Genomic DNA, 24293 nt, shown 5'->3' with positions numbered 1-24293 from the left:
CCTTTTCTACGCTCGTCGTTACGGTTATTGACGGAACGGGAAGTTGAACTCTTTCAGAAGAGTCCGGGCTTCGTCGTCCGTGTTCGCCGTCGTGCAAACGATGATGTCCATGCCCCACATCTGATCAACCTTGTCGTAGTTGATCTCTGGGAACACAATGTGCTCCTTGATGCCCATGGCGAAATTGCCACGACCGTCAAAGCTCTTCGGGTTCAGGCCGCGGAAGTCGCGAACGCGCGGAAGCGCGATGTTGACCAGACGATCCAGGAACTCATACATGCGAGCGCCGCGCAGGGTAACCTTGGCGCCGATCGGCATATTTTCGCGGACCTTGAAGCCTGCGATGGAGTTGCGTGCGCGCGTGATGACCGGCTTCTGGCCGGCAATCGCTGCGAGGTCGGCAGCAGCAACAGTCGGCTTCTTCGAATCAGCAGTTGCTTCGCCTACGCCCATGTTGATCACGATCTTTTCAAGCTTCGGGATCTGCATTTCGTTGGCGTAGGAGAAAGCCTCCTGCATAGCCGCGCGAATGCGAGCGTTGTATTCCTTCTTGAGCCGCGGCTCGTACTTTGCCTCAGCCATCGATCACTTCTCCAGAGGTCTTTGCCACACGGACCTTCTTGCCATCCACAAACTTGAAACCGACGCGGGTCGGCTTGCCGTCCTTGTCGACGATTGCAATGTTGGACAGGTGAAGCGGGGCTTCCTTGCTGATGATGCCGGCTTCCTGGCTCTGCGTCTGGCGCTGGTGGCGCTTGACAACATTGACGCCACGGACGACCGCACGGTCTTCCTTCGGCAGCACTTGAACGACTTCGCCGGTACGGCCCTTGTCCTTACCGGTCAATACGACGACCTTGTCGCCTTTACGGATCTTCTGCATCGCTCCGCTCCCTTACAGTACTTCTGGAGCCAGCGAGATGATCTTCATGTGGTTCTTGGCGCGAAGTTCGCGCGGAACCGGTCCGAAGATACGGGTGCCGATCGGCTCTTTTTTGTTGTCGATGAGGACTGCTGCGTTGGTATCGAAGCGGATGACGCTGCCATCCGGACGACGGATGTCCTTGGCGGTACGAACGACAACCGCCTTCATCACGTCACCTTTCTTCACACGGCCGCGCGGAATAGCCTCCTTGATCGAAACAACGATGACGTCGCCGATCGAGGCATACTTACGCTTGGAGCCGCCCAGCACCTTGATGCACATGACACGACGTGCGCCGGAATTATCCGCCACGTCGAGGTTTGTTTGCATCTGAATCATGTCAGGTCGCCTTCTTGTTGTTACCGGAATGGTTGGGTCAACCGACCCCCTACCCCGGCTTATGGACTAGTGTCTTGTCTGATTTTGCCGGGTTCCGGGACCGCTTCGGTCACCTTCACCAGCCATCAACAAAGCAAAGAACGCCCGTTCTCGAGCGTCCTGCTTCCAAGCTCGTGCTTCATACAGATATTTCGCCCAAGCGCAAGGGCCTGAGCGAAATTCTGTTACTTGGACTGGGCGGAAACGACCGTCCAGGTCTTGTCCTTGGAGATCGGCGCGCATTCCTCGATGGAAACGACGTCGCCGATTTTGTACTGATTGTTCTCGTCGTGAGCCTTGTACTTCTTGGAACGACGAACGGTCTTCTGGAGCAGCGGGTGAGCGAAACGACGCTCTACGCGGACAACTACCGTCTTCTCGTTCTTGTCGCTGACCACGACGCCCTGCAGAATGCGCTTCGGCATGTTATTTTTCCTTTAGGCCTTTGCTTCTGCCGCCTTCTGGCGGGCAATGGTTTTCACGCGGGCGATGTCCTTGCGGACTTCGTTGATGCGCGAGGACTTCTCAAGCTGGCCGGTCGCCTTCTGAAAGCGCAGGTTAAACTGCTCCTTCTTCAGCTTGGCAAGCTCGTCCTTGAGTTGGTCGGCGCTCAGGGCGCGAACATCTGCGGCTTTCATGAGCTTCTTCCTTACTCTGCGATGCGCTGCACGAAGCGCGTCTTGACTGAGAGCTTGGCGGACCCGAGGCGCAGAGCCTCACGAGCGATTTCTTCGCTTACGCCATCGATCTCGAACATCATGCGGCCGGGCTTGACCTTGCATGCCCAGTATTCGACGGAGCCCTTACCTTTACCCATACGGACTTCGGTCGGCTTCTTGGTGACCGGAACATCCGGAAACACGCGGATCCATACACGGCCGGCACGCTTCATGTAGCGCGTGATCGCGCGGCGGGCCGCTTCGATCTCGCGAGCGTTGACACGGTTTGGTTCCTGCGCCTTCAGACCGAATTCACCGAACGCAAGGTCAGAGCCGCCCTTGGCGACGCCCTTGATGCGACCTTTGAACTGCTTACGGTACTTCGTACGCTTTGGCTGCAACATTTTCTTATTCTCCGAACTTATCTGCCACGTACGCTATCAAGCGTTGTCGCGGCGGCGGTCTCTATCGCGATCGCGGCTAGCCGGACCCTGGGCGTCGCCCTCGAGCGCGCGGCGTTCGGAGGCCATCGGATCATGCTCAAGGATTTCGCCCTTGAAGATCCAAACCTTGATGCCGCAGATGCCGAAAGCGGTTTCTGCTTCAGCCGTACCGTAGTCGATGTCGGCGCGCAGCGTGTGCAGCGGCACGCGACCTTCGCGGTACCATTCCGTACGAGCGATTTCAGCACCGCCAAGACGACCTGCGCAGGTGATCTTGATGCCTTCGGCGCCAAGACGCATCGCGGACTGAACGGCGCGCTTCATGGCACGACGGAAAGCAACGCGGCGTTCGAGCTGCTGAGCGATCGACTGGGCAACGAGCGTTGCGTCGATTTCCGGCTTGCGAACTTCAACGATGTTGAGGTGCGTTTCGGAATTCGTCATGTCCGACAGCTTCTTGCGGAGCTTGTCGATGTCAGCGCCCTTCTTGCCGATGATCAGGCCCGGACGAGCCGAGTGGATCGTAACGCGGCACTTCTTGTGCGGACGCTCGATGACCACCTTGGAGATACCAGCCTGCTTCAGTTCGTTCATGACGAACTTGCGCATCTTCAGGTCTTCGTGAAGAAGCTGGCCATACTCGGCATTGTCCGCAAACCAGCGGCTATCCCAGGTACGGTTGATGCCAAGACGAAAACCGATTGGATTGATTTTCTGACCCATTATGCGGCCTCCTCTTGAGCTTCCACTTCACGAACGACGATCGTCAGATGCGCGAACGGACGTTCGATGCGCGATGCACGACCGCGGCCACGAGCGTGGAAACGCTTCATGACGATCGACTTGCCGACGTAGGCTTCAGCCACGACCAGCGAGTCAACGTCGAGATCATGGTTGTTCTCTGCATTGGCGATCGCGGATTCGAGCGTCTTCTTGACGGCGCCTGCGATACGCTTGCGCGAGAATTCCAGCTCTGCGAGCGCGCGATCAACCTTCTTGCCGCGGATAGAAGCCGCGACCAGGTTGAGCTTCTGCGGGCTGACACGGAGCGTGCGCGCAACTGCCTGCGCCTCATTATCCTTCAGCCGGCGTTCGGTTTTTGCCTTGCCCATTGTTACTTCCTCTTCGCCTTCTTGTCCGCACCGTGACCATAATAGGTACGGGTCGGGGCGAACTCGCCGAACTTGTGTCCGACCATGTCTTCATTGACGCTGACCGGAATATGCTTGCTGCCGTTGTAAACACCAAAGGTGAGACCAACGAACTGCGGCATGATGGTGGAGCGACGGCTCCACATCTTGATCACTTCGTTACGTCCGCCTTCACGCACCTTCTCAGCCTTCTTGAGAAGATAGCCGTCAACAAACGGACCTTTCCATACTGAACGAGCCACTTGAGACTTCCTCTCTTACTTCTTGCGCTGATGGCGCGAGCGCATGATCATCTTGTCGGTCGACTTGTTCGACCGCGTACGCTTGCCCTTGGTCGGCTTGCCCCACGGGGTCACCGGATGGCGACCACCAGAGGTGCGGCCTTCACCACCGCCGTGCGGATGGTCGACCGGGTTCATGACGACGCCGCGGTTATGCGGCTTCTTGCCGCGCCAACGCGAGCGACCGGCCTTACCGTCGTTGATGTTGGCGTGATCCGGGTTGGAAACGGCACCGATCGTTGCAAGGCAGCTGCCGTGCACGAGGCGCTGTTCGCCGGAGTTCAGGCGAAGGATCGCCATACCCTGGTCACGACCAACGAGCTGGGCGTAGGAACCAGCAGAGCGACCGATCTGACCACCCTTGCCCGGCTTCATTTCCACATTGTGGATGATGGAGCCGACCGGGATGAACTGAAGCGGCATGGTGTTGCCCGGCTTCACGTCCACAGCCTTTTCCGAAGCGATGACCTTGTCGCCGGCAGTCAGACGCTGCGGAGCGAGGATATAGGCCAGTTCGCCGTCCGTGTACTTCACCAGAGCGATGTAAGCGGTACGGTTCGGATCGTATTCGATACGCTCGACGGTGCCCTCAACGTCGAACTTGCGACGCTTGAAGTCGACCAGACGATAGGTGCGCTTGTGACCACCGCCCTGGAAACGAACGGTGATACGGCCGGTGTTGTTACGGCCGCCCTTGGAGGTCAGGCCTTCCGTCAGCGCCTTGACCGGCTTGCCCTTGTAGAGCGAAGAGCGGTCGACGATGACCAGCTGACGCTGGCTCGGGGTCGTCGGATTGAATGTTTTCAATGCCATTTTCTTATTCCTCAGAGACCGGTGGAGACGTCGATCGACTGGCCTTCGGCGAGCGTCACGATAGCCTTCTTCACGTCCTTCTGCTTGCCGACGAGACCTTTGAACCGCTTGGTCTTGCCCAGGCGCAGCAGGGTGTTGACGGCCGTTACCTTGACGCCGAACAGCGCTTCAACGGCAGCCTTGATTTCAGGCTTCGTCGCGGTCTTGGCAACGTTGAAAACAACCTGATTGTTGTCCGAAAGCAGGGTGGACTTTTCGGTGATCGCAGGAGAAACGATCACATCGTAATGGCGAAGATCCGTCACTTGAATCGCTCCTCTAGAGCCTCAACTGCAGCCTTGGACAGCACAAGCTTGCCGCGGCGCAGGATGTCGTAAACGTTGATGCCCTGAACCGGGAGAACATCGATATTCGGGATGTTCGCGGCTGCGAGCTTGAAGTTGCTGTCGAGCTCTGCACCACCGATGAAGAGCGCGTTGGTCAGGCCCAGCGTCTCGAAAGCACCGGCCAGAGCCTTGGTCTTCGCATCAGCTGCGACCAGGTTGTCGAGAACGATAACGTCCTCAGCCTTGAACTTGGCGGAGAGCGCGAGACGCAGGCCGAGGGCGCGAACCTTCTTGGGAAGGTCATGCTCATGGCTGCGAACGACCGGGCCGTGAGCCTTACCACCACCGCGGAACTGCGGAGCACGAGCCGAATGGTGACGAGCGCGGCCCGTACCCTTCTGCTTGTACATCTTGGCGCCGGTGCGCGCTATTTCTGCGCGGCCCTTAGCCTTGTGCGTGCCCTGGCGCTTCTTGGCGAGCTGCCAGCGAATGACGCGTGCGATGATATCTTCACGCGGCTCAAGGCCGAAAATCGCATCAGAAAGGGAAACCTTCCCAGCGTCTTTGCCCTCGAGGGTCTTGACGTTCAATTCCATTGGTTTGGCTCCCTTACTTCGATGCCGACTTGACGGCGTCGCGCACGATGATCCAGGCACCCTTGGAGCCGGGAACCGCACCCTTGATAAGGATCAGACCGCGATCTTCGTCGGTCGATACTACTTCAAGGTTCTGCGTCGTCACGCGCGTCTGGCCCATGTGACCAGCCATCTTCTTGTTCTTGAACACCTTGCCCGGATCCTGGCGCGAGCCGGTCGAACCGTGCGAGCGGTGCGAAACCGACACACCGTGCGTAGCACGCAAACCGCCGAAGCCGTGGCGCTTGATGGCGCCGGCAAAACCCTTACCGATCGTCGTACCGGTCACGTCGACGAGCTGGCCCGCTGCAAAGTGAGCTGCCTTGATCTCGGTGCCGACTTCAAGCAGGTTGTCATCCGTGACACGGAATTCAACGAGCTTGGCCTTCGGCTCAACGCTGGCGACGGCGAAATGACCGCGCAGGGCCTTCGTCGTGTTCTTAACTTTTGCCTGGCCGGCACCGAGCTGAACTGCGGTGTAGCCATTCTTCTCTACTGTGCGCTGGGCCACGACCTGGCAGCCTTCCAAACGCAATACGGTTACCGGGACATGCTCGCCGGCGTCGTTATAGACGCGGGTCATTCCCACCTTCTGTGCAATCACACCTGAACGCATCGGTTCAATCCTTCTCACTCAGCTCGAGACCAGGTCTCAGAGCTTGATCTCAACATCGACACCGGCGGCGAGATCGAGCTTCATCAGCGCGTCTACCGTCTGCGGGGTCGGGTCAACGATGTCGAGAAGGCGCTTATGCGTGCGCATCTCGAACTGCTCGCGGCTCTTCTTGTCGATGTGCGGGGACCGGTTCACCGTGAACTTCTCGATACGGGTCGGAAGCGGAACGGGGCCCCGGACGCTAGCACCGGTGCGCTTAGCCGTCGACACGATCTCGCGCGTGGAAGCGTCGAGAATCCGATGATCGAACGCCTTAAGGCGGATGCGGATATTCTGGCCGTTCATTCGACTTTATCCTTGTGTTTGTTATCCGCGCGTCTCTCTAAGAGACACGTCTTTACCTTTAGTTACCTTAGGCGGGCCACCGGTTTCAAAGATCGAGAGGGACACCGAATTTACCGGCGTCCCCATCACTCATTTGCGGGCCTTGGCCAGCCGCCTGCTTATTACTCGACGATGGAGGCAACGATGCCTGCGCCGACGGTACGGCCGCCTTCGCGGATAGCGAAGCGAAGCTTTTCTTCCATCGCGATCGGAACGATCAGCTCAACGGCAACCGTGACGTTGTCGCCTGGCATAACCATTTCCGTGCCTTCCGGAAGCGTCACGATGCCGGTCACGTCAGTCGTACGGAAGTAGAACTGCGGACGGTAGTTCGTGAAGAACGGCGTATGACGGCCGCCTTCTTCCTTCGTCAGGATGTAGGCTTCGGCCATGAACTTCTTGTGCGGCTTGACAGAGCCCGGCTTGCACAGGATCTGACCACGCTCGACGCCGTCACGGTTAACACCGCGAACCAGTGCGCCGATGTTGTCGCCTGCCTGGCCCTGATCGAGCAGCTTGCGGAACATTTCAACGCCGGTAACCGTCGTCTTCGACGTCTCACGGATGCCGACGATTTCGACTTCTTCACCAACCTTGACGATACCGCGCTCAACGCGGCCCGTCACAACCGTACCACGGCCCGAGATCGAGAACACGTCTTCCATCGGCATCAGGAACGGCTGGTCGATCGGACGCTCAGGCGTCGGGATGTAGGCGTCAACCTGAGCCATCAGCTCGCGGATCGCGTCTTCACCGATCTTCTTGTCACTGTCTTCAAGAGCAGCAAGTGCCGAACCCTTGACAACCGGGATATCGTCGCCCGGGAAGTCGTAGGACGACAGAAGTTCGCGAACTTCGAGCTCGACGAGTTCGAGAAGCTCGGCGTCGTCAACCTGGTCGACCTTGTTCAGGAACACAACGATTGCCGGAACGCCAACCTGACGGGCGAGCAGGATGTGCTCGCGGGTCTGCGGCATCGGGCCGTCGGCTGCCGAGCAAACCAGGATCGCGCCGTCCATCTGCGCAGCACCGGTGATCATGTTCTTGACATAGTCAGCGTGGCCGGGGCAGTCGACGTGAGCGTAGTGACGAGCAGGCGTCTCATACTCAACGTGGGCCGTCGAGATCGTGATACCACGAGCCTTCTCTTCCGGAGCAGCGTCGATCTGGTCATACGCCTTGAACTCGCCGAAGTACTTCGTGATCGCTGCTGTCAGCGACGTCTTGCCGTGGTCAACGTGCCCAATCGTACCAATGTTAACGTGAGGCTTATTGCGCTCAAACTTACTCTTTGCCATTTTCGGCTCTCCGTTTTTCCTGTCCCCGAGGGGATCAATTCTTGTTATCGGTCAATTGGTATTCCGGTCACTTCTGACCGGAATACTTTGCCTGGATTTCCTGTGCGACGTTCGACGGAACCGGCGCGTAATGGTCGAAGGTCATCGTGTACTGTGCACGACCCTGAGACATGGAGCGCAGGTTATCGACGTACTTGAACATGTTCGCCAGCGGGACGTTCGCGTTGATGACAACGGCGATACCGCGGCTTTCCTGGCCCTGGATCTGGCCACGACGCGAGTTCAGATCGCCGATAACGTCACCGACGTAATCTTCCGGCGTCACGACTTCGACCTTCATCATCGGCTCGAGGAGCTGGGCACCAGCTTCACGGGCTGCTTCACGGAAGCAAGCGCGCGAAGCGATTTCGAAGGCCAGAACCGACGAGTCGACGTCGTGGAAGGCGCCATCGATGAGCGTCGCCTTGACGCCGAGCATCGGGAAGCCAGCCAGCGGGCCCGAAGACAGAACGCTTTCGATGCCCTTCTGTACGCCCGGGATGTATTCCTTCGGAACAGAACCGCCGACGATCTTCGACTCGAACTTGAAGTCTTCGCCGTCCGGGTTCGGTTCGAACACGATCTTGACGCGAGCGAACTGACCAGTACCACCCGACTGCTTCTTGTGGGTGTAGTCCTTTTCCGTCTGACGCGTGATGGTTTCGCGGTAAGCAACCTGCGGCGCGCCGACGGTAGCTTCAACCTTGAATTCACGACGCATGCGGTCGACGATGATGTCGAGGTGAAGTTCACCCATGCCGGCGATGATGGTCTGACCTGATTCCTGGTCCGTCTTCACGCGGAAGGACGGATCTTCGGCAGCCAGGCGGTTGAGCGCGAGGCCCATCTTTTCCTGGTCGCCCTTGGTCTTCGGCTCGATCGCGATCTGGATGACCGGCTCGGGGAATTCCATGCGCTCGAGGATAACCGGCTTCAGCGGATCGCAGAGCGTATCGCCGGTTGTGGTTTCCTTGAGGCCGGCCAGAGCAACGATGTCGCCAGCGAAGGCTTCTTCGATGTCTTCACGCGAGTTCGAGTGCATCTGCAGCATACGGCCGACGCGCTCGCGCTTGTCCTTGACCGTGTTCATAACCGATGCGCCCTTTTCGAGCTTGCCGGAGTAAACGCGGGCGAAGGTCAGCGAACCGACGAAGGGGTCGTTCATGATCTTGAAGGCCAGCATGGACAACGGCTCGCTGTCGTCAGCATGACGTTCGATTTCGGCTTCGGTCTTGAAGTCGATGCCCTTGATCGCCGGAATGTCGAGCGGCGACGGCAAGTAGTCGACAACCGCGTCGAGCAGCGGCTGAACGCCCTTGTTCTTGAAGGCGGTGCCGCAGAACATCGGGTGGAACTTGACGTCGATCGTGCCGCGGCGCACCAGCGCGCGGATCTGATCGTTGTCTGGCAGATTGCCTTCGAGGTAGGCTTCGGTCGCGGCTTCGTCGATCTCGACAACGGTCTCGATCAGCTTTTCGCGATATTCAGCAGCCTTGGCCTTCATGTCTTCCGGGATTTCGACGACGTCCCACTGAGCGCCGAGCGATTCGTCGCGCCAGATGAGAGCATTCATCTCGATCAGGTCGATAACGCCCTTGAACTCGGTTTCCGCACCGATCGGCAGCTGCATGACAACAGCAGTCGCGCCGAGGCGGGTCTTGATCATCTCAACCGAGCGATAGAAGTCAGCGCCGGTCTTGTCCATCTTGTTGCAGAAGATCATGCGCGGAACATGGTACTTCTCAGCCTGACGCCAGACGGTTTCCGTCTGCGGCTCAACGCCGGCGTTGGCGTCGAGCAGAGCGATGGCACCGTCGAGAACGCGCAGCGAACGCTCGACTTCGATGGTGAAGTCGACGTGGCCGGGGGTGTCGATGATGTTGAAGCGGCGGGTCTTGCCGTCACGGCCCTTCCAGTAGGTCGTGGTAGCAGCAGAGGTGATCGTGATGCCACGCTCCTGCTCCTGCTCCATCCAGTCCATGGTGGCTGCGCCGTCGTGCACTTCACCGATCTTGTGCGACTTACCGGTGTAATAAAGAATACGCTCGGTGGTCGTGGTCTTGCCGGCGTCGATGTGCGCCATGATACCGAAATTACGGTAGTCTTCGATTTTATATTCGCGAGCCATAATGGACTGCCTTTCCGAAACCGTTCGGGATTACCAGCGATAATGCGAGAACGCACGGTTGGCATCAGCCATCTTGTGCGTGTCTTCGCGCTTCTTGACGGCAGCGCCGCGGTTGTTGGAGGCATCGAGAAGTTCGCCGCTCAGGCGGTCAACCATGGTGGTTTCGTTGCGCTTGCGAGCAGCAGTGATCAGCCAGCGAATGGCCAGAGCCTGACGGCGCTCCGGACGAACGTCGACCGGAACCTGGTAGGTAGCACCACCAACACGACGCGAACGAACTTCAACGTGCGGAGCGATGTTATCCAAAGCCTGATGGAACACGCCGAGCGGTTCCTGCTTTGCCTTGCCCTGCACGGCGTCGAATGCGCCGTATACGATGTTTTCAGCTACGGACTTCTTGCCGTCGAGCATGATGGCATTCATGAACTTCGTAACGACCAGATCGCCGAACTTCGGGTCCGGATTGATCTCGCGCTTTTCTGCTCTATGACGTCTGGACATGTACTTCTCGTCTCTCAACTGTTAGCGGCGCTTCACCACGCGGAGAACCTCGCGCAGCACCGGATTATCTGAAACCGAATTACTTCGGACGCTTCGCACCGTACTTGGAACGGCGCTGCTTGCGGTTCTTGACACCCTGGGTATCGAGAACGCCGCGGATGATGTGGTAACGAACGCCCGGAAGGTCCTTTACGCGGCCGCCACGGATCATGACGACAGAGTGTTCCTGAAGGTTATGACCTTCACCGGGAATGTAACCAATGACTTCGAAGCCGTTGGTCAGGCGGATCTTTGCGACCTTACGCAGAGCCGAGTTCGGCTTCTTCGGCGTGGTCGTGTAAACGCGGGTGCAAACGCCACGCTTCTGCGGGTTTTCCTGGAGAGCAGGAACCTTATTGCGCTTTACCTGCGCCTGGCGAGGCTTGCGGATCAGCTGGTTTACGGTAGGCATTCAACCATCCCTTGTAAATCTATCTCGACACCCTTGCGGGCATGACTATCGCCGTCACCGGCAACTACACACGATCGTCTCAATGCGCAAAACGTGGCCCGATCCGCTTTCGCAGATGGACCACAGAAAAGCAGAGGACACCAAGATGGCGTCTTGCGTGCAGCATTCTTGTCTTCAACGTGCGTTTAGAACCTTGTTTGAGGTGAACTCCAGAGCGCGTCGCTCCGAACAGCCATGCCTCACATGGGTCCCGATGGCGGCGGTACTACTGGTTTCCCGCCGTTTCGTCAAGGCCGGTTAAGAAATTATCTTTGTCACAAAGGCCCGGAAGCCCGGGAAAACCGGCCATTTGACGCTTTGAATACGGAAATGGCGCCTCTTCGGCAAGATGGACTTTGGTATTTCGCCAAAATCCCTATAAGGAATCACCGAAAGCCAATTCCACCCGATGACCCCAGGCAACCACGAGGAATCGCCGGGTCGATTCGATACTCCCGAAGGAAGACTCATGATTACTGCGCCAGACAACGACAACAATTCCGACGGCCCCATGGTCTTCATCATCATCGGCAAGGGCTACGAGACCGATGGCGGAGAAGGCATCGACCTGCATGTCATGCTGCGGGCGCCGGACGACGACACGGCCGTACGCGAGGCGCTCAACGCGCTCGCCGAGGAAGGCTTCATCGAGGCGGATCTCGACCAGATCGGCATGCTGACGGATGTTCCGGACGAAGAACCGCACGCATCGGCCTATCAGGGCGCGCTCGAGGGCGAAGTCGCGATTATCCGGTTCCGCTGACGGGCCGCGCCTCCTCGAGGCAGGCGCCCCTCCCTCCCCTTATCACCAAGCAAAAAGAAACCGCCCGGATCGCTCCGGGCGGTTTCTTATTTTCTATGGTCGCGGTCTCGCTTATTCAGCGGCCGGGGCATTCTCGCCAGCCATATCCTGTAGCATCGGCGTTGCGACAGCTGCGCCCGTGCCCTTGCGACGCTCTTCGAGAATGAGCTCGTCGCGAGCCGTAGCGATACGGCGGATCTGGGTCATGGTGCCGCCGGTACCGGCCGGGATGAGGCGGCCGACGATGACGTTTTCCTTCAGACCCTGCAGACCGTCGGTCTTGCCGGCAATCGCAGCTTCCGTCAGCACCTTCGTCGTTTCCTGGAAGGAAGCGGCGGAGATGAAGGACGGCGTCTGCAGCGATGCCTTGGTGATCCCAAGCAGAACCGGATCGCCGTAAGCAGGCTTCTTGCCCTCTTCGATCAGGCGGTCGTTGTTGTCGTCCAGCTCGATACGGTCGACATTGTCGCCGACGATGTACTGGCTGTCGCCTGCATCGGTGATTTCCACCTTCTGCAGCATCTGACGGACAATCACTTCGATGTGCTTGTCGTTGATGACAACGCCCTGCAAGCGGTAGACTTCCTGGATTTCGTTGACCAGGTAGGAAGCCAGAGCCTCCACGCCCTTGATCGCCAGGATGTCGTGCGGAGCCGGGTTACCGTCGAGGATGTAATCACCCTTTTCGATGTAGTCGCCTTCCTGAAGGTGGAAGGGCTTGCCCTTCGGGATCAGGTATTCGACCGGCTCGACACCGTCTTCCGCCGGCTCGATGATGACACGGCGCTTGTTCTTGTAGTCGCGGCCGAGGCGGATCGTACCATCGATCTCTGCGATGATGGCGTGATCCTTTGGACGACGAGCTTCGAACAGTTCGGCAACACGCGGCAGACCACCGGTGATGTCCTTGGTCTTGGCGCTTTCCAGCGGCGAACGGGCGAGAACGTCACCCTGCGACACCTTCTGGCCCGGCTCGACGGACAGGATCGCGTCGACCGAGAGCAGGAAGCGGGCTTCACCGCCACGCGACAGCTTGGCAACATTGCCGCTGGCGTCCTTGATGACGATCGCCGGCTTCAGGTCCGAACCGCGCGGCGTCGAACGCCAGTCGATGACCTGACGCTTGGTGATGCCGGTGGATTCGTCGGTCGCTTCGAGAACCGAAAGACCGTCGATGACGTCTTCGAACTGAACCGTACCGGCCAATTCCGTCATCATCGGACGGGTATAGGGGTCCCATTCCGCCAGACGCTGGCCGCGCTTCACCTTGTCGCCTTCGTCGACATAGATCTTGGAGCCGTAAGCGACGCGCTGCGAGGAGCGCTCGACGCCGCGTTCGTCCAGGATCTGAACCGCCATGTTGCGGCCCATGGCAACCAGGTTGCCATCGGAGTTGCGCAGCATGTTGCGGTTCTTGATCTGCACCGTGCCTTCATACGAAGCTTCCAGGAACGACTGGTCGACCACGGTCGCCGTGCCGCCCAAGTGGAAGGTACGCATGGTCAGCTGCGTGCCCGGCTCACCGATCGACTGTGCGGCGATAACGCCAACAGCTTCGCCGAGGTTGACAGGCGTACCGCGAGCCAGGTCGCGGCCGTAGCAGACCGAGCATACGCCCGTCTGGATTTCGCAGGTCAGTGCCGAACGGATACGGATCGACTGGATACCAGCCTTCTCGATCTCGATGACATCCGGTTCCAGGATCATGGTGCCGGCATCGACGATGCGCTCACCCGTGACCGGATGATCGATATCGTCCAGTGCCGTGCGGCCGAGGATGCGGGCGCCGAGCGAAGCAACGACCTGACCGGCATCGACGATGGCGGTCATGGTGAGGCCCTTGTCGGTGCCGCAATCCACGTGCGTGACGATGCAATCCTGAGCGACGTCGACGAGACGGCGGGTCAGGTAGCCCGAGTTCGCGGTCTTCAAGGCGGTGTCTGCCAGACCCTTACGGGCACCGTGCGTCGAGTTGAAGTACTCGTTAACGGTCAGGCCTTCCTTGAAGTTCGAGATGATCGGCGTCTCGATGATTTCGCCCGACGGCTTGGCCATGAGGCCGCGCATACCGCCCAACTGACGCATCTGGTTCGGCGAACCACGAGCGCCCGAATGGCTCATCATGTAGATCGAGTTCATCGGCTTCTGACGACCGGTCTTTTCGTCGAATTCGACGGCCTTAATGCGGGCCATCATTTCTTCGGCGACCTTTTCGGTAGCCTTGCCCCAAGCGTCGACAACCTTGTTGTACTTCTCGCCCTGGGTGATCAGACCGTCATTGTACTGCTGTTCGTATTCCTTGACCAAGGCTTCGGTGTCGCCAACGATCTTAACCTTGGTATCCGGAATAACCATGTCGTCCTTGCCGAACGAAATGCCGGCGCGGCAAGCATGGGAGAAGCCGAGCTGCATGATGCGGTCGCAGAAAATGACCGTGTCCTTCTGGCCGCAATGGCGATAGACCGTGTCGATCATCTTGGAGATGTTCTTCTTGGTCATTTCCTGGTTGCAGATATCGAAGGTCACCTTGCCGTGCTTAGGCAGAAGTTCGCCGATCAGCAGGCGGCCAGGCGTCGTTTCGTAGATCTTCGAATAGGGCTTGCCCTCTTCGTCGACCGACTTGAAGCGGCCGCGGATCTTGGAATGCAGCGTCACGACCTTGTTTTCGAGTGCATGGTGCAGCTCGCCGAGGTCGGAGAAGGCCATGCCTTCGCCCGGCTCGTTCTGGTTCAGGATCGACAGATAGTAGAGGCCGAGAACCATGTCCTGCGAGGGAACGATGATCGGTGCGCCGTTTGCCGGATGCAGGATGTTGTTGGTCGACATCATCAGCACGCGTGCTTCAAGCTGGGCTTCAAGCGACAGCGGTACGTGAACAGCCATCTGGTCGCCGTCGAAGTCGGCGTTGAAGGCCGTGCAGACGAGCGGGTGCAGCTGGATGGCCTTGCCTTCGACCAGCATGGGTTCGAAGGCCTGGATGCCCAGGCGGTGCAGCGTCGGTGCGCGGTTCAGGAGAACCGGATGCTCGCGGATGACCTCATCGAGGATATCCCAGACTTCCGGCTTTTCCTTTTCGACCAGCTTCTTGGCCTGCTTGACGGTCGAGGAGTAACCCTTGGCGTCGAGGCGGGCGTAGATGAACGGCTTGAACAGCTCGAGCGCCATCTTCTTCGGCAGGCCGCACTGGTGCAGCTTCAATTCCGGACCGGTCACGATGACCGAACGGCCGGAATAGTCGACGCGCTTGCCGAGCAGGTTCTGACGGAAGCGGCCCTGCTTGCCCTTGAGCATGTCGGACAGCGACTTCAGCGGACGCTTGTTGGCGCCGGTGATGACCCGGCCACGGCGGCCGTTGTCGAACAGCGCATCGACAGATTCCTGCAGCATGCGCTTTTCGTTACGGATGATGATGCCCGGAGCGCGCAGTTCGATGAGGCGCTTCAGACGGTTGTTACGGTTGATGACGCGGCGATACAGATCGTTCAGATCCGACGTCGCGAAACGGCCGCCATCGAGCGGAACCAGCGGGCGCAGGTCCGGCGGGATGACCGGGACGACCTTCATGATCATCCATTCAGGACGATTGCCCGATTCCATGAAGTTCTCGACGATCTTCAGGCGCTTCATCAGCTTCTTCTGCTTGAGATCCGACGTGGTGTCGGCAAGCTCGGAGCGCAGATCGCCGGCGATCTTTTCGAGCTGCATGCTGGCAAGCATCTCGTAGATCGCTTCAGCACCGATCATGGCGGTGAACTGATCTTCGCCATACTCGTCGATGGCGAGCATGTACTCTTCTTCCGACAGAAGCTGATGCTCCTTAAGAGCAGTCAGGCCCGGCTCGGTGACGATGTAGTTCTCGAAGTACAGAACGCGCTCGACATCCTTCAGCGTCATGTCGAGCAGCGTCGAAATGCGAGAAGGCAGCGACTTCAGGAACCAGATGTGGGCAACGGGAGCGGCGAGCTCGATATGGCCCATGCGCTCACGGCGAACGCGCGACAGCGTGACTTCGACGCCGCACTTTTCGCAGATGATGCCCTTGTACTTCATGCGCTTGTACTTGCCGCACAAGCACTCGTAATCCTTGATCGGCCCGAAGATTCGCGCGCAGAAAAGACCATCGCGTTCCGGCTTGAACGTACGATAGTTGATCGTTTCCGGCTTCTTGATCTCGCCATAAGACCAGGAAAGAATCTTCTCCGGCGATGCGATCGATATCCGGATGGAATCGAAGTTCTGTGCAGGCACCTGCGGATTGAAAAGATTCATGACCTCTTGGTTCATGCCTGTCTCCTTTTGGGGCGAAGCGCCCTCGAACTGCAATCAGTGCCGGCAAATTCCCGGGAACCGGACTGACGCGCTAAAACGACAATAACCGCAAAATGCGGCGAAACCGTCCCCGCCTGGCGCCACCGGAAATCGGGCGCCGGCTGGAACGGTGCGCGCTGACGGACAGCGCGCACCCTATCAGCTGTTACTCGGCTGCGTCCGGAAGCTGGGTCGCGGTCTGCAGATCGTCAATCTTGGAGTTTTCCAATTCGACGCTGAGACCCAGCGAACGCATTTCCTTGACGAGAACGTTGAAGCTTTCCGGAATGCCCGCTTCGAAGGTGTCGTCGCCACGAACGATGGCTTCGTAGACCTTGGTGCGGCCGGCCACGTCGTCCGACTTGACCGTGAGCATTTCCTGCAGCGTGTAGGCTGCACCGTAAGCTTCGAGCGCCCAGACTTCCATTTCGCCGAAGCGCTGACCGCCGAACTGCGCCTTACCGCCCAGCGGCTGCTGAGTGACGAGCGAGTATGGACCGATCGAACGGGCGTGGATCTTGTCGTCGACAAGGTGGTTCAGCTTCAGCATGTAGATGTAGCCAACCGTGACCTGACGGTCGAACTGCTCGCCGGTACGACCGTCGTACAGAGTCGACTGACCGGTCTCCTTGAGACCTGCCATTGCCAGCATCTCGTTGACATCGGCTTCGCCGGCGCCGTCGAAGACCGGGGTCGCGATGGACACGCCACGCTTCCACTGGTCGGCCAGACGCAGGACCGATGCATCGTCATATGCGTGCACGTCGTCGCTCTTCGGACCGTCGCCGACGACCATGTCGATCGTCTTGCGCAGAGGTTCGATGTTGCCGCTCGCCTTGTAAGCATCGATCAGTTCACCGATCTGACGACCCATGCCGGCGCAAGCCCAGCCGAGGTGCGTCTCGAGAATCTGACCGACGTTCATACGCGAGGGAACGCCGAGCGGGTTCAGCACGATGTCGACATGCGTACCGTCTTCGAGGAACGGCATGTCTTCAACGGGCACGATGCGCGATACGACACCCTTGTTGCCGTGACGGCCAGCCATCTTGTCGCCTGGCTGGATCTTGCGCTTAACAGCGACGAAGACCTTGACCATCTTCATGACGCCCGGAGGCATTTCATCGCCGCGCTGGACCTTCTCGACCTTGTCCATGAAGCGCTGTTCAAGGCGCGACTTGGATTCGTCGTACTGGCCACGCAGGGCTTCGAGCTCGCTCTGGATCTTTTCGTCTTCGACGGCGAACATCCACCACTGCGAACGCGGATACTCCGAAACGATGGCGTTCGACAGTTCCGTGCCCTTCTTGAAGCCCTTCGGACCTGCAAGAGCGACCTGACCACGCAGCATTTCGACCAGACGGCCGTAGACGTTACGGTCGAGGATCGCCTGCTCGTCGTCGCGGTCCTTCGCGAGACGCTCGATCTCTTCGCGCTCGATCGCCATGGCGCGTTCGTCCTTCTCAACGCCGTGGCGGTTGAAAACGCGAACTTCGACGACCGTACCGTAGGTGCCGGGCGGCATGCGCATGGAGGTGTCGCGAACGTCGGACGCCTTTTCACCGAAGATGGCGCGCAGAAGCTTTTCTTCCGGCGTCATCGGGCTTTCGCCCTTCGGCGTGATCTTGCCGACGAGGATATCGCCCGGCTGAACTTCAGCGCCGATGTAAACGATACCGGCTTCGTCCAGGTTCTTCAGCGCTTCTTCCGAAACGTTCGGAATGTCGCGGGTGATTTCTTCCGGACCAAGCTTGGTGTCACGCGCCATCACTTCGAATTCTTCGATGTGGATGGAGGTGAACACGTCGTCGGCAACGATACGCTCGGAGAGCAGGATCGAGTCTTCGTAGTTGTAGCCGTTCCACGGCATGAACGCGACGAGCACGTTGCGGCCGAGCGCCAGATCGCCGAGGTCGGTGGACGGACCGTCGGCCAGAATGTCGCCCCGGTTGACCACGTCACCGACGGTAACAAGCGGACGCTGGTTGACGCAGGTATTCTGGTTCGAACGCTGGAACTTCATCAGGCGGTAGATATCGACGCCAGACTTCGACGGATCGAGGTCTTCGGTGGCGCGGATAACGATACGCGTCGCGTCGACCTGGTCGACCACGCCGCCGCGGCGGGCGCCGATGGCAGCGCCGGAGTCACGTGCGACGACCGGCTCCATGCCGGTACCGACGAACGGAGCTTCGGCACGCAGAAGCGGCACGGCCTGACGCTGCATGTTCGAGCCCATGAGAGCGCGGTTGGCGTCGTCGTTTTCCAGGAACGGGATCAGCGCGGCTGCGACCGAAACCAGCTGCTTCGGCGAGACGTCCATCAGGTTGATGTTGTCGCGCGGAGCAAGCATGACTTCGCCGGCATGACGGCAGACGACGAATTCCTCGATGAAGGAGCCTTCGGCGTCGAGCTCGGCATTGGCCTGGGCAACGTAGTACTTCGCCTCTTCCATAGCGGAGAGGTAGAGCACATCGTTGGTCACCTTACCGTCGATGATGCGGCGATAAGGGCTTTCGATGAAGCCGTACTTGTTGACGCGGGCAAAGGTCGCCAGCGAGTTGATAAGACCGATGTTCGGGCCTTCCGGCGTTTCGATCGGGCAAATACGACCGTAGTGCGTCGGATGAACGTCGCGGACTTCGAAGCCGGCGCGCTCGCGGGTCAGACCACCCGGACCAAGAGCCGAAAGACGGCGCTTGTGGGTGATTTCCGAAAGCGGGTTCACCTGGTCCATGAACTGCGATAGCTGCGAGGAGCCGAAGAATTCGCGAACGGCGGCGGCAGCCGGCTTGGCGTTGATCAGATCCTGCGGCATGACCGTGTCGATTTCGATCGAGGACATGCGTTCCTTGATCGCACGTTCCATGCGCAGCAGACCCAGACGATACTGGTTCTCCATCAGTTCGCCGACAGAACGAACACGGCGGTTGCCGAGGTTGTCGATGTCGTCGATCTCGCCCTTGCCGTCGCGCAGTTCGACAAGCATCTTGACCACGGCCAGGATGTCGTCCTTGCGCAGGATGCGAACGGTGTCCTCGACCTCGAGGTCGAGACGCATGTTCATCTTCACGCGGCCGACAGCGGAGAGGTCGTAACGCTCCGCATCGAAGAACAGCGAGTTGAACATGGCTTCGCCCGACTCCATGGTCGGCGGCTCACCCGGACGCATGACGCGATAGATATCGAACAGAGCGTCCTGACGGTTTTCGTTCTTGTCCGCGGACAGCGTGTTGCGGATGTAGGCGCCGACGTTGATGTGGTCGATGCCGAGAACCGGGATTTCGTCGAAACCAGCCTTGAGGATGACCGGCAGGGTCTTCTCGTCGATTTCATCGCCGGCTTCGAGATAGATCTCACCGGTCTGAAAGTTGACGATATCCTCGGCCAGGAACAGGCCATAAAGCTCTTCGTCGGTGGCCTTCAGGGCCTTCAGGCCCTTGTCCTGCAACTGGCGCAGCAGGCGCGGCGTCAGCTTCTTGCCGCCTTCGACAACGACTTCGCCGGTGTCGGCGTCGATCATGTCGGTAACGGTCTTGGCGCCCTTCAGCGTTTCCGCCTTGAAGGGGATTCGCCAGCCATCGCCGGAGCGCTGGTAGAGCGACTTCGTGTAGAAGGTCGACAGGATTTCTTCGCCATCCATGCCGAGCGCCATCAGCAGCGACGTCACCGGAATCTTGCGGCGACGGTCGATACGGGCGTAGACGATATCCTTGGCATCGAATTCGATGTCGAGCCAGGAACCGCGATACGGAATGACGCGAGCGGCAAAGAGCAGCTTGCCGGAGGAATGGCTCTTGCCCTTGTCGTGGTCGAAGAAGACGCCCGGCGAACGGTGCATCTGCGATACGATAACGCGCTCGGTGCCGTTGACGATGAACGTACCGTTGTTCGTCATGAGCGGCATGTCGCCCATGTAAACGCTCTGTTCCTTGATGTCCTTGATGGACTTCGCGCCGGTATCCTCGTCGATATCGAACACGATCAGACGGAGAGTGACCTTCAGCGGCGCGGCGTAGGTCAGGTCGCGCTGGCGGCACTCATCAACGTCGAACTTCGGCGGTTCGAATTCATAGGATACGAACTCCAGCATGGAAGCGCCAGAGAAGTCGGTGATCGGGAAAACCGACTTGAAAACAGCCTGAAGACCTTCGTCCGGGCGGCCGCCCTTGGGTTCTTCGACCATGAGAAACTGATCGTAGGATGCCTTCTGAACCTCGATGAGGTTCGGCATCTCTGCGACTTCGGGAATCTTACCAAAAAACTTGCGTACGCGCCTGCGCCCATTGAACGAAAGGGTCTGAGCCATCGTCGCTCCTTTAAAATCCTGCACCCGGGCCTGCAACGGATGGGAAACGCTGGCCAGGCGACCCCATCAATCAATGAGTAGTTCAATCTCGTCTAACTAATCGAAAACCGCTCGGCACGGATTGCGTCGCGGTTCGATTTGAGACCATCCTCTTGAAGAACCCATTACCCAAAAGCCGTTTTGCCTGCGGCTTTTGGGTAATTTGTTCAGAAAAACGGCAAATGGGAGACGGCAAAAAGCCATCTCCCAAAGCAGTTTCAAGCTTACTTAACGTCGACCTTAGCGCCGGCGTCTTCGAGCTTCTTCTTGATGTCAGCGGCTTCTGCCTTGGAGACAGCTTCCTTGACAGCCTTCGGAGCAGCTTCGACGAGGTCCTTAGCTTCCTTGAGGCCCAGGCCGGTGATAGCGCGGACTTCCTTGATGACGTTGATCTTGTTAGCGCCGGCATCCGTGAGGACGACGTCGAACTCGGTCTTTTCTTCTTCAACGGCAGCAGCAACAGCAGCACCGCCAGCGGCAGCAACAGCTACCGGAGCAGCGGCGGATACGCCCCACTTTTCTTCGAGAAGCTTGGACAGTTCTGCGGCTTCGAGAACGGTCAGCGAGGAGAGGTCGTCTACGATCTTTGCGAGATCAGCCATTTTTTAGTTCCTTTTGTTCGGTTCGAACTGGTTGATTATGAACAGCGAAAAACCGCCTTACGCGGCTTCGTCCTTCTTGGCGTAGGCCGAGAACACGCGAGCAAGCTGACTTGCCGGCGCTGCAACAACACCTGCGATGCGGGTAGCCGGAGTCTGGATCATGCCCAGCAGCTTCGCGCGCAGCTCGTCCAGCGAAGGCAGGGTCGCAAGCGACTTCACACCTTCGGCGTTGAGCGTTGTTGTTCCCATGGCGCCGCCCAAGACAACGATCTTGTCGTTGCCCTTGGCGAAATCCACGACGACCTTCGGAGCGGTAATCGGATCAGCGCTGTATGCGATCAGCGTCTGACCGGTGAAGAGATTGGAAATCCCTTCCGCTTCGGTGCCCTGAAGAGCAATTTTGGCCAGGCGGTTCTTCGCGACTTTGACGGTGCCGCCAGCAGCGCGCATCTTGGAACGAAAATCGTTCATCTGAGCGACTGTAGCACCAGCATAGTGGGCCACGACAACTGAGCCCGAAGCCTTGAAGACTTCGTTCAGTTCCGTGACGAATTCGCGTTTTTCCGCTCTTTCCACTGCTTTTCTCCAGTTGACAGGACCGGGTTAACGGGCCTGCCGGGTTGCCTTTTGCCTCCTGGGATCAAGAGAGATCCCAAGCGACGCTTGAGGATCCTGTCCCCTCGCGCTCGAGCCTGACGGCTCCAAGGCACAAGGCATCCAAGGCTCGAACCGAGTTCATCGAAGCGATGCTTCTTCAAAATTCGGGTCTTACCCGTCTCATGCAGGCTTGAGTGATTAAGGGATAACCACCTGCAATCTCGGACAGGAATTCCGGATTTCTCCGGAAATCCCGGCCTCGAAAGGCCGGGAATTCTTAAACACCGGACACGAGGTCCGATATGATTATCAGGCGCTAGGCGCCGTAACCGTCGACAGCTCAATCTTGACGCCCGGACCCATGGTCGAGGAGATCGCTACGCGCTTCAGGTAGTTACCCTTGGCGCCAGCCGGCTTTGCCTTGATGACGGCATCCGCGAATGCGCGGATGTTTTCTTCGAGAGCCTTGGCTTCGAAGGAAGCCTTGCCGATGCCGGCGTGGATGATACCAGCCTTCTCGACACGGAACTCGACAGCGCCGCCCTTGGAAGCTTCAACGGCAGACTTGACGTCCATCGTAACGGTTCCGACCTTCGGGTTCGGCATCATGCCACGCGGGCCGAGAACCTTACCGAGGCGGCCGACGAGCGGCATCATGTCCGGGGTTGCAATGCAGCGATCGAAGTCGATCTTGCCGCCCTGAACGATTTCGACCAGGTCTTCCGCGCCGACGATGTCAGCACCGGCAGCCTTGGCTTCATCGGCCTTAGCGCCACGAGCGAAGACGGCAACACGAACCGTACGGCCAGTGCCGTTCGGCAGATTGACAACGCCGCGAACCATCTGGTCGGCGTGACGCGGGTCAACGCCGAGGTTCATCGCGATTTCGACGGTTTCGTCGAACTTGGCGACGGCACGTTCCTTGACCATGTTGATGGCCAGATCCAGAGCATAAAGCTTTGTCGGATCAACGCCTTCACGAGTCTTCTGAATACGCTTTGCTACCATGATCTCAACCCACCACTTCCAGGCCCATGGCGCGGGCAGAGCCCTCGATCATGGCCATTGCGCCTTCGATATCGGCGGCGTTCAGATCCTTCATCTTGGCTTCGGCGATCGACTTGATCTGAGCCTTGGTGAGGCTTCCAGCCTTGCCACCCTTGCCCGGCGTCTTCGAGCCGGACTGGATCTTTGCTTCCTTCTTCAGGAAGTAGCTGACCGGCGGCTGCTTCATGATGAAGGTGAAGGACTTGTCCTGGTAGTAGGTGATGACGACCGGGATCGGCATACCCTTTTCCATTTCCTGCGTAGACGCGTTGAACGCCTTGCAGAATTCCATGATGTTAATGCCACGCTGACCAAGCGCAGGACCAATCGGCGGCGACGGATTCGCCGAGCCGGCCTTGACCTGCAGCTTGAGCTGGCCCGCTACTTTCTTAGCCATTTCTCTCTGCCTTTCCAAATGACCGGTTACCCGGCCCATTATGCCGGATCGCTCCGGCGGCTGCGGTTGCGTGGTGCGGATCACCAGGTCCGGCTAAGACCCTACCCTTCCACGCGGATTGCGGCTGCGCCGCGAGACATAAGTAAGCATTTACTTATATCCAAGCCCAAAAGAAAGGCCAGCGATGAAACCGACCTTTCCCAATGGTGATAATCAGACCTTCTCGACCTGACTGTATTCAAGCTCGACCGGCGTAGCGCGACCAAAGATCGACACTTCGACCTTAAGGCGCGAACGCTCTTCGTCCACATCTTGAACCGTGCCGTTGAACGAAGCGAACGGACCATCGGAAACGCGGACCTGTTCGCCGATCTCGAAGGACACGGAGGCCTTCGGCCGCTCGACACCTTCCTGGACCTGACCGAGAATGCGCTCGGCTTCATAATCCGGAATCGGAACTGGCTTATTGTCTGAACCCAGGAAGCCAGTGACCTTCGGCGTATTCTTGATCAGGTGGTAAGCTTCATCCGTCAGGTTGGCGCGAACCATCACGTAACCCGGGAAAAACTTGCGCTCGCTATCGACCTTACGACCGCGACGCACTTCGACAACCTTTTCAGTCGGCACGAGGATTTTCTCGAACAAATGATCGAGACCCTTCTGCCTAGCCTTCTCCTCGATGGATTCAGCCACTTTCTTTTCAAAATTAGAATAAGCGTGGACGATGTACCAACGTGCCGCCATGTTCATCTCCACCCGTTATCAGTTGCCGGTATTCAGCACGTAGCTGAGAACCCAGCCGATGAGCTGGTCGGCAGCAAAGAAAAACAGCGAGGCGAAAACAACCATGACCAATACCATCACCGTCGAGATCATCGTCTCGCGGCGCGAGGGCCAAGTAACTTTCGACGTCTCGGAGCGTACCTGCTGCAGAAACGCTAGTGGATTCGTTTTGGATGCCATTGACTGCCCACGCAATTACGGCGCGTAAAGCTGAACAAATCAGCCCCACGCACCGCGTGTCTGTTGAACCCCTACATAAACACCGATTCCCGTTTTAACAAGAGGTAATCCAGTGTTTTCGAAAATTTGCCGCCAAACCGGCATAATCCCAAACCCGAGAAG

The 24293-nt window shown here is 58.6% G+C and carries 27 protein-coding genes; 1 reads left to right on the top strand and 26 read right to left on the bottom strand.

The features are described 5' to 3' along the window. Positions 1-24: 24 nt before the first annotated feature. The 18 genes from rplE to rpsL all read right to left on the bottom strand — a co-directional run bounded on the left by rplE (position 25) and on the right by rpsL (position 11028). A complete protein-coding gene (gene rplE, locus A6U86_RS03525) occupies positions 25-582 on the bottom strand; it encodes a 50S ribosomal protein L5 (protein WP_068386073.1) in 558 nt (185 codons plus the stop codon). Continuing rightward, positions 575-883 carry a 50S ribosomal protein L24 gene (gene rplX, locus A6U86_RS03520; RefSeq protein WP_068386072.1) on the bottom strand — a complete coding sequence of 103 codons (309 nt, stop codon included), beginning with the start codon at positions 881-883 and terminating at the stop codon, positions 575-577. The genes rplE and rplX overlap by 8 nt, the downstream gene beginning before the upstream one ends. Positions 884-895: 12 nt before the next feature. After that, positions 896-1264, bottom strand: coding sequence for a 50S ribosomal protein L14 (gene rplN / locus A6U86_RS03515; RefSeq protein ID WP_003573790.1), 369 nt, complete (start codon positions 1262-1264; stop codon positions 896-898). A gap of 224 nt (positions 1265-1488) precedes the next feature. Next, on the bottom strand, positions 1489-1728 hold the full coding sequence (rpsQ, locus tag A6U86_RS03510; protein ID WP_068386071.1) for a 30S ribosomal protein S17: 240 nt from the start codon (positions 1726-1728) through the stop codon (positions 1489-1491). A 12-nt stretch (positions 1729-1740) separates the two neighbouring features. Then, a complete protein-coding gene (gene rpmC / locus A6U86_RS03505) occupies positions 1741-1941 on the bottom strand; it encodes a 50S ribosomal protein L29 (RefSeq protein ID WP_007690763.1) in 201 nt (66 codons plus the stop codon). Positions 1942-1952: 11 nt separating this feature from the next. Beyond that, positions 1953-2366, bottom strand: coding sequence for a 50S ribosomal protein L16 (rplP, locus tag A6U86_RS03500; protein WP_003547555.1), 414 nt, complete (start codon positions 2364-2366; stop codon positions 1953-1955). A gap of 36 nt (positions 2367-2402) precedes the next feature. Beyond that, positions 2403-3128, bottom strand: a complete 726-nt coding sequence (gene rpsC / locus A6U86_RS03495) for a 30S ribosomal protein S3 (protein ID WP_004118393.1) — start codon at positions 3126-3128, stop codon at positions 2403-2405. Further along, positions 3128-3517, bottom strand: a complete 390-nt coding sequence (gene rplV, locus A6U86_RS03490) for a 50S ribosomal protein L22 (protein WP_015339603.1) — start codon at positions 3515-3517, stop codon at positions 3128-3130. Before rplV ends, rpsC begins: the two co-directional genes overlap by 1 nt. Positions 3518-3519: 2 nt before the next feature. Beyond that, positions 3520-3798: a 30S ribosomal protein S19 gene (gene rpsS / locus A6U86_RS03485; protein WP_037199970.1), complete on the bottom strand. Its 279-nt coding sequence runs from the start codon at positions 3796-3798 to the stop codon at positions 3520-3522. Between the two features lie 15 nt (positions 3799-3813). Continuing rightward, positions 3814-4650 carry a 50S ribosomal protein L2 gene (gene rplB, locus A6U86_RS03480; protein ID WP_068386070.1) on the bottom strand — a complete coding sequence of 279 codons (837 nt, stop codon included), beginning with the start codon at positions 4648-4650 and terminating at the stop codon, positions 3814-3816. An 11-nt stretch (positions 4651-4661) separates the two neighbouring features. Next, positions 4662-4955 (bottom strand): 50S ribosomal protein L23, encoded by a 294-nt coding sequence (locus tag A6U86_RS03475; RefSeq protein WP_007690755.1) that lies wholly within the window; start codon positions 4953-4955, stop codon positions 4662-4664. Beyond that, the gene (rplD, locus tag A6U86_RS03470) at positions 4952-5572 is read right to left on the bottom strand and encodes a 50S ribosomal protein L4 (protein ID WP_068386069.1); all 621 of its coding nucleotides are present in this window, start codon (positions 5570-5572) and stop codon (positions 4952-4954) included. Before rplD ends, A6U86_RS03475 begins: the two co-directional genes overlap by 4 nt. A 13-nt stretch (positions 5573-5585) precedes the next feature. Then, entirely contained in the window at positions 5586-6227 is a 642-nt protein-coding gene (gene rplC, locus A6U86_RS03465) for a 50S ribosomal protein L3 (RefSeq protein WP_068386068.1), read from the bottom strand. Positions 6228-6263: 36 nt separating this feature from the next. Then, complete coding sequence (gene rpsJ / locus A6U86_RS03460; RefSeq protein WP_003547547.1) at positions 6264-6572, bottom strand: 30S ribosomal protein S10; 309 nt, start codon at positions 6570-6572, stop codon at positions 6264-6266. A gap of 161 nt (positions 6573-6733) precedes the next feature. Beyond that, complete coding sequence (tuf, locus tag A6U86_RS03455) at positions 6734-7909, bottom strand: elongation factor Tu (RefSeq protein WP_068386066.1); 1176 nt, start codon at positions 7907-7909, stop codon at positions 6734-6736. Between the two features lie 67 nt (positions 7910-7976). Beyond that, positions 7977-10076, bottom strand: a complete 2100-nt coding sequence (fusA, locus tag A6U86_RS03450; RefSeq protein ID WP_068386065.1) for an elongation factor G — start codon at positions 10074-10076, stop codon at positions 7977-7979. A gap of 30 nt (positions 10077-10106) precedes the next feature. Next, positions 10107-10577: a 30S ribosomal protein S7 gene (gene rpsG / locus A6U86_RS03445; protein ID WP_034486676.1), complete on the bottom strand. Its 471-nt coding sequence runs from the start codon at positions 10575-10577 to the stop codon at positions 10107-10109. A 79-nt stretch (positions 10578-10656) separates the two neighbouring features. Next, positions 10657-11028 (bottom strand): 30S ribosomal protein S12, encoded by a 372-nt coding sequence (gene rpsL, locus A6U86_RS03440; RefSeq protein WP_003507760.1) that lies wholly within the window; start codon positions 11026-11028, stop codon positions 10657-10659. A 508-nt stretch (positions 11029-11536) separates the two neighbouring features. Between rpsL and A6U86_RS03435 the strand changes: the two genes are divergently transcribed. After that, positions 11537-11830 carry a transcriptional regulator gene (locus A6U86_RS03435; RefSeq protein ID WP_068386063.1) on the top strand — a complete coding sequence of 98 codons (294 nt, stop codon included), beginning with the start codon at positions 11537-11539 and terminating at the stop codon, positions 11828-11830. Between the two features lie 111 nt (positions 11831-11941). On the opposite strand, the gene rpoC is transcribed toward A6U86_RS03435, so the two are convergent. The 8 genes from rpoC to secE all read right to left on the bottom strand — a co-directional run bounded on the left by rpoC (position 11942) and on the right by secE (position 24131). Further along, positions 11942-16153 (bottom strand): DNA-directed RNA polymerase subunit beta', encoded by a 4212-nt coding sequence (rpoC, locus tag A6U86_RS03430; protein WP_068387800.1) that lies wholly within the window; start codon positions 16151-16153, stop codon positions 11942-11944. 190 nt (positions 16154-16343) lie between these two features. Further along, positions 16344-20486 carry a DNA-directed RNA polymerase subunit beta gene (gene rpoB, locus A6U86_RS03425; RefSeq protein ID WP_068386062.1) on the bottom strand — a complete coding sequence of 1381 codons (4143 nt, stop codon included), beginning with the start codon at positions 20484-20486 and terminating at the stop codon, positions 16344-16346. Positions 20487-20749: 263 nt separating this feature from the next. After that, positions 20750-21127, bottom strand: coding sequence for a 50S ribosomal protein L7/L12 (gene rplL, locus A6U86_RS03420; RefSeq protein ID WP_068386061.1), 378 nt, complete (start codon positions 21125-21127; stop codon positions 20750-20752). Between the two features lie 57 nt (positions 21128-21184). Next, positions 21185-21703, bottom strand: a complete 519-nt coding sequence (rplJ, locus tag A6U86_RS03415) for a 50S ribosomal protein L10 (protein WP_068386059.1) — start codon at positions 21701-21703, stop codon at positions 21185-21187. 330 nt (positions 21704-22033) lie between these two features. Further along, positions 22034-22732: a 50S ribosomal protein L1 gene (rplA, locus tag A6U86_RS03410; RefSeq protein WP_068386052.1), complete on the bottom strand. Its 699-nt coding sequence runs from the start codon at positions 22730-22732 to the stop codon at positions 22034-22036. Positions 22733-22736: 4 nt separating this feature from the next. After that, a complete protein-coding gene (gene rplK / locus A6U86_RS03405; protein WP_068386051.1) occupies positions 22737-23168 on the bottom strand; it encodes a 50S ribosomal protein L11 in 432 nt (143 codons plus the stop codon). A gap of 213 nt (positions 23169-23381) precedes the next feature. After that, a complete protein-coding gene (nusG, locus tag A6U86_RS03400; RefSeq protein WP_068386050.1) occupies positions 23382-23912 on the bottom strand; it encodes a transcription termination/antitermination protein NusG in 531 nt (176 codons plus the stop codon). Between the two features lie 18 nt (positions 23913-23930). Next, positions 23931-24131: a preprotein translocase subunit SecE gene (gene secE, locus A6U86_RS03395; protein WP_068386049.1), complete on the bottom strand. Its 201-nt coding sequence runs from the start codon at positions 24129-24131 to the stop codon at positions 23931-23933. Between the last annotated feature and the right edge of the window lie 162 nt (positions 24132-24293).

It is taken from the genome of Rhizobium sp. AC27/96 (assembly GCF_001692325.1).
Lineage (GTDB): Bacteria > Pseudomonadota > Alphaproteobacteria > Rhizobiales > Rhizobiaceae > Rhizobium.
Note: the sequence above shows the minus strand (reverse complement) of the source record. Positions and strands in the feature narration are given on the sequence as shown.

Excerpts from the sequence above, each read along its gene's own strand:
- rpmC (WP_007690763.1), bottom strand. The coding sequence starts at position 1,941 with ATGAAAGCCGCAGATGTTCGCGCCCTGAGCGCCGACCAACTCAAGGAC.
- rpoB (WP_068386062.1), bottom strand. The coding sequence starts at position 20,486 with ATGGCTCAGACCCTTTCGTTCAATGGGCGCAGGCGCGTACGCAAGTTT.
- nusG (WP_068386050.1), bottom strand. The coding sequence starts at position 23,912 with ATGGCGGCACGTTGGTACATCGTCCACGCTTATTCTAATTTTGAAAAG.
- rplD (WP_068386069.1), bottom strand. The coding sequence starts at position 5,572 with ATGGAATTGAACGTCAAGACCCTCGAGGGCAAAGACGCTGGGAAGGTT.
- rplN (WP_003573790.1), bottom strand. The coding sequence starts at position 1,264 with ATGATTCAGATGCAAACAAACCTCGACGTGGCGGATAATTCCGGCGCA.
- rplX (WP_068386072.1), bottom strand. The coding sequence starts at position 883 with ATGCAGAAGATCCGTAAAGGCGACAAGGTCGTCGTATTGACCGGTAAG.
- rpoC (WP_068387800.1), bottom strand. The coding sequence starts at position 16,153 with ATGAACCAAGAGGTCATGAATCTTTTCAATCCGCAGGTGCCTGCACAG.
- rplE (WP_068386073.1), bottom strand. The coding sequence starts at position 582 with ATGGCTGAGGCAAAGTACGAGCCGCGGCTCAAGAAGGAATACAACGCT.
- rpsQ (WP_068386071.1), bottom strand. The coding sequence starts at position 1,728 with ATGCCGAAGCGCATTCTGCAGGGCGTCGTGGTCAGCGACAAGAACGAG.
- rpsJ (WP_003547547.1), bottom strand. The coding sequence starts at position 6,572 with ATGAACGGCCAGAATATCCGCATCCGCCTTAAGGCGTTCGATCATCGG.
- rplP (WP_003547555.1), bottom strand. The coding sequence starts at position 2,366 with ATGTTGCAGCCAAAGCGTACGAAGTACCGTAAGCAGTTCAAAGGTCGC.
- A6U86_RS03435 (WP_068386063.1), top strand. The coding sequence starts at position 11,537 with ATGATTACTGCGCCAGACAACGACAACAATTCCGACGGCCCCATGGTC.
- secE (WP_068386049.1), bottom strand. The coding sequence starts at position 24,131 with ATGGCATCCAAAACGAATCCACTAGCGTTTCTGCAGCAGGTACGCTCC.
- rplA (WP_068386052.1), bottom strand. The coding sequence starts at position 22,732 with ATGGTAGCAAAGCGTATTCAGAAGACTCGTGAAGGCGTTGATCCGACA.
- rplL (WP_068386061.1), bottom strand. The coding sequence starts at position 21,127 with ATGGCTGATCTCGCAAAGATCGTAGACGACCTCTCCTCGCTGACCGTT.
- rplK (WP_068386051.1), bottom strand. The coding sequence starts at position 23,168 with ATGGCTAAGAAAGTAGCGGGCCAGCTCAAGCTGCAGGTCAAGGCCGGC.
- rplV (WP_015339603.1), bottom strand. The coding sequence starts at position 3,517 with ATGGGCAAGGCAAAAACCGAACGCCGGCTGAAGGATAATGAGGCGCAG.
- tuf (WP_068386066.1), bottom strand. The coding sequence starts at position 7,909 with ATGGCAAAGAGTAAGTTTGAGCGCAATAAGCCTCACGTTAACATTGGT.
- fusA (WP_068386065.1), bottom strand. The coding sequence starts at position 10,076 with ATGGCTCGCGAATATAAAATCGAAGACTACCGTAATTTCGGTATCATG.
- rpsC (WP_004118393.1), bottom strand. The coding sequence starts at position 3,128 with ATGGGTCAGAAAATCAATCCAATCGGTTTTCGTCTTGGCATCAACCGT.
- rplC (WP_068386068.1), bottom strand. The coding sequence starts at position 6,227 with ATGCGTTCAGGTGTGATTGCACAGAAGGTGGGAATGACCCGCGTCTAT.
- rpsG (WP_034486676.1), bottom strand. The coding sequence starts at position 10,577 with ATGTCCAGACGTCATAGAGCAGAAAAGCGCGAGATCAATCCGGACCCG.
- rplB (WP_068386070.1), bottom strand. The coding sequence starts at position 4,650 with ATGGCATTGAAAACATTCAATCCGACGACCCCGAGCCAGCGTCAGCTG.
- rpsL (WP_003507760.1), bottom strand. The coding sequence starts at position 11,028 with ATGCCTACCGTAAACCAGCTGATCCGCAAGCCTCGCCAGGCGCAGGTA.